This window comes from Actinomadura darangshiensis (genome assembly GCF_004349235.1).
Classification (GTDB): Bacteria; Actinomycetota; Actinomycetes; order Streptosporangiales; family Streptosporangiaceae; genus Spirillospora; species Spirillospora darangshiensis.
Genome location: NZ_SMKY01000514.1, coordinates 1 through 3,500, shown reverse-complemented (window position 1 = coordinate 3,500; position 3,500 = coordinate 1). Strand labels below are relative to the sequence as shown.

Genomic DNA, 3,500 nt, shown 5'->3' with positions numbered 1-3,500 from the left:
GCAATCCGCTCGCCGACCCGTACCTGCTGGGCGCGGCGGCGGGGGCCGGGGTCGGGGCGACGCTGGTGATCGTGCTGGTGCCGGGCGATCCGGGCTACGGCGTGCCGCTCGCCGCGTTCGTCGGCGCGATCTGCGGGGTGTTCCTGGCGTATCTGCTGGGCAGCGTCGCGGCGGGACGCGCGAACGGAACGGCCACGCTGGTGCTGGCGGGCGTCGCGGTGTCGTCGTTCCTGTCGGCCGTGCAGACGTTCATCCAGCAGATGAAGGCCGAGGAACTGCAGCGGATCTTCTCCTGGATCCTCGGCGGGGTCGGCTCCGCCGACTGGCACCAGCTGGCGCTGGTCGCCCCCTACGCGCTGGTCTCCACCGTGGTGCTGCTGGCGCACGGCCGGCTACTGGACGTGCTGAGCGTCGGGGACGAGGAGGCGGCGTCGCTCGGCCTGTCGGCGTCGCGGGTGCGGCTGACCGTGCTGGTGGCGGCGTCGCTGGCGACGGCGTCCGCGGTCGCGGTGAGCGGGCTGATCGCGTTCGTCGGCATCGTCGTCCCGCATGTCGTGCGGCGGCTGGTTGGCGGTTCGTACCGGATCGTGCTGCCGCTGTCGCTGCTCGGCGGCGCCGCGTTCCTGGAGGTGGCGGACCTGGTGGCGCGGACGGTGATCAAGCCCGGCGAGCTCCCCCTGGGCGTGGTGACGGCGTTCGTCGGCGGTCCGTTCTTCGTCGTGGTGCTGCGCGCGTCCCGCAGGCAGGTGGACACGTGACGGTCACGGTGCGGAGCCTGGGCGTCGCGCTGGGCGGGCGGCAGGTGCTGAAGGGCGTGTCGCTGGACGTCCCCGCCGGGTCGTGGACGGCGATCATCGGCCCGAACGGCGCGGGCAAGTCGACGCTGCTGCGCGCGGTCCTGGGCCTGGTGGCCTCGCACGGGGACATCGCCGTCGCGGGCGCGGACCTGCGGACGTTCAAGCCGAGGCAGCGCGCCCGGCTCGTGGCCTATGCCCCGCAAAGCCCGAACCTTCCCGTGGGCATGACGGTGTTCGACTACACCTTGCTGGGGCGCTCCCCCTACATCCCGCATCTGGGACGGGAGAGCGCCCGCGACCGGACCATCACCGAAGAGGTCCTCGACCGGCTCGACCTCACGGACTTCGCCGACCGCCCCCTCGACCACCTTTCCGGCGGTGAACGGCAGCGGGTGGTGCTGGCCCGCGCGCTGGCGCAGCAGACCTCGGTCCTGCTGCTGGACGAGCCGACGACCGCGCTCGACATCGGCCACCAGCAGCAGGTGATGGAGCTGGTCGACCAGCTGCGCCTGTCCGACGAGCTGACCGTGGTGACCACGATCCACGACCTGACGCTGGCGGGGCAGTACGCCGACGACCTCGTCCTCATCTCCGCCGGGCGGGTGGCCGCGGCGGGACCTCCCGAGCGTGTCCTGACCCGTGACACCATCGAGGAGCATTTCGACGCGCGCGTGCACGTCACCCCGGGGCCGGGCGGCCGGCCGATCCTGTCACTGGAGCGTCCGTGAACCTTGAGACGGTGTGGCGTGAGGAGGACGGCGCGCGTCTCGCCGCGACCGTGTGGCGGACCGGCGGCGGATACCGGATGGTCGCGTCGGCGATGCTGGGCGGCGGCATCGGCCCGGCCGGATGGGTGCTGAACGCGCAGGTCCCGGGCGCCTACTCGCGCACCGATCCGGTCGCGCACCTGGCGGAGCTGGCGGCGTCGTACGGGCTGGACGGCCCGGGCGTGGGCATGCTCACGGCGGCGTCGGTGGCGCGGACGATGCGGCGGGACGACGAGGGCGTCAGCGTGTCGGCGACGGTCGGGCTGCGCGTCCCGACCTGGGCGTCCTCCCCCGGCGGAGCGTCCGATCCCGAGCTGGCGCCGATGCGCCTGGACGGCACGTCCGCGCCCGCGTGGACGCCCGGCACCATCAACATCGTGGTCGCCGTGCCCGTCCCGCTGAGCGACGCCGCGCTGGTGAACGCCGTCGTCACCGCCACCGAGGCCAAGACGCAGGCGCTCCTCGAAGCGGGCTACCCCTGCACGGGCACCGCGTCCGACGCGATCTGCGTCGCGGCCGCCGCCGGCGGGACACAGGAGATCTTCGCGGGCCCTCGCTCGACCTGGGGTTCGAGGGTCGCCCGAGCCGTCCACGCGGCCGTCCACGCGGGAGCCCTCGACTACACCGAAACCCTCAGGACCCTCTGACCCGCCCACCCGGACGGCACCGGCCGCCGTACCACCCCGGTGCGGTACGGCGGCCGGTATCAGGGCCAGTGCAGTGTGGGGATGGCCTCACCTCCAGACTGTGCGACGTTGAAAGCCGGCGTGGTGGTCAGCCGGCGTGGGGAAGGCGACGTCCGTTGCGGCGCAGCGGGTCGGTGGCGAGCGGGTCGCCGCCGTCCAGCAGGGAGCCGTTCATCGGCGGCAGGGCGTGCAGGCCGGTCGGCGGTTCCCGGTCCACCGCCGGGCGGGGCGGGCCGGGGTCGGGGCGTCCGTCGGACACGGAGGTGAGCGCGTCGACGCGGCGGCGGGCGCGGTCGGCCTCGGCGCGGGCGGCGTCCCGTTCGGCGGTCAGCGCCTTCACGGCGGCGCGCAGCTCCTCGGCGGTGCGGGTCAGCCGCCAGTTGTGCTGCTCGAGTTCGCTGGCCCGCGCCTGGATCTGGTCGCGGTCGGCGACGGCCTGACCCCGCTTGGCCTCGGCGTCGCGGACGGCGGACCGCAGGTCGTCGGCGGCGCGCGTCGCGGCAGCGGTCTCGACGCGCTGCCCCTCGGCGAGCGTCTCGGCCTCCGACAGGCGACCGTGCAGAGAGACCAGTTCCGAGCGTGCGCTCTCCAGGGAGGCGAGCAGCTCGCCCTCCCGCGCGGCCATGCGGTCCCGTTCGCGTTCGGCGGCGAGGCGGGCCGCGCCGGCGGCGTCGGCCTCGTCCTTGGCGTCGTGGCGCTCCTGCCGGGCGGCGTCCAGCTCGGCGGCGAGGCGCTTGGCCTCGGCTCGGGCGGACGCGGCCTCCTGCTCGGCGGCCTCGGCGCGGGTCCGGGCGGTGGACGTCTCGCGCCACGCGAGCTCGGACTGCCGCTGGGTCGCGTCGCGTTCCCGCTGCGCGATGGCGATGTGCGCGGCGGCCTCGGCGCGGGCGTCGGCGACCCGCCGCTCGACCCCGGCGACGCTCAGCTCGGACATGAGGGACCCGGCGAGCCGGTCGGCGAGGCCCTCCAGCCGGTCGACCATCTCCCACGTCCAGGCGACCTGGCCGGTGAGGCCCGGGGACTCCAGTCCCCGTTCCCGGCTCTCGCGTGCCGCCTGCTCGCACCCTCCGTCGCCGTCCTGGCAGTACCGGACGGTGCGGGCGCCGCGCACCGGCTGCGGCACGGGCCGTCCGCAGCCGGCGCACGGCCAGACCGCGACCGGGTCACCGAGGCGTGCGATCCCGGCGCGGTCGTCTTCGCCGGCCCCCGAGCCGGTCTCCAGTCCGCTCCCCGGACCCACGCCCAGGCCG

4 protein-coding genes are annotated in these 3,500 nt (G+C 75.2%); 3 read left to right on the top strand and 1 reads right to left on the bottom strand.

Annotated elements, in window-relative coordinates:
• From E1293_RS45670 to E1293_RS45660, 3 genes are all read left to right on the top strand, one after another.
• Positions 1-758 (top strand): FecCD family ABC transporter permease (locus E1293_RS45670; protein ID WP_132206199.1); only part of this gene is annotated, 758 nt, incomplete at its 5' end.
• The gene (locus E1293_RS45665) at positions 755-1,525 is read left to right on the top strand and encodes an ABC transporter ATP-binding protein (RefSeq protein ID WP_132206198.1); all 771 of its coding nucleotides are present in this window, start codon (positions 755-757) and stop codon (positions 1,523-1,525) included. The genes E1293_RS45670 and E1293_RS45665, both read left to right, overlap by 4 nt.
• Positions 1,522-2,211 carry an adenosylcobinamide amidohydrolase gene (locus E1293_RS45660; RefSeq protein WP_243717539.1) on the top strand — a complete coding sequence of 230 codons (690 nt, stop codon included), beginning with the start codon at positions 1,522-1,524 and terminating at the stop codon, positions 2,209-2,211. The genes E1293_RS45665 and E1293_RS45660 overlap by 4 nt, the downstream gene beginning before the upstream one ends.
• A 127-nt stretch (positions 2,212-2,338) precedes the next feature.
• On the opposite strand, the gene E1293_RS48325 is transcribed toward E1293_RS45660, so the two are convergent.
• Positions 2,339-3,500 (bottom strand): hypothetical protein (locus E1293_RS48325; RefSeq protein WP_165978712.1); only part of this gene is annotated, 1,162 nt, incomplete at its 5' end.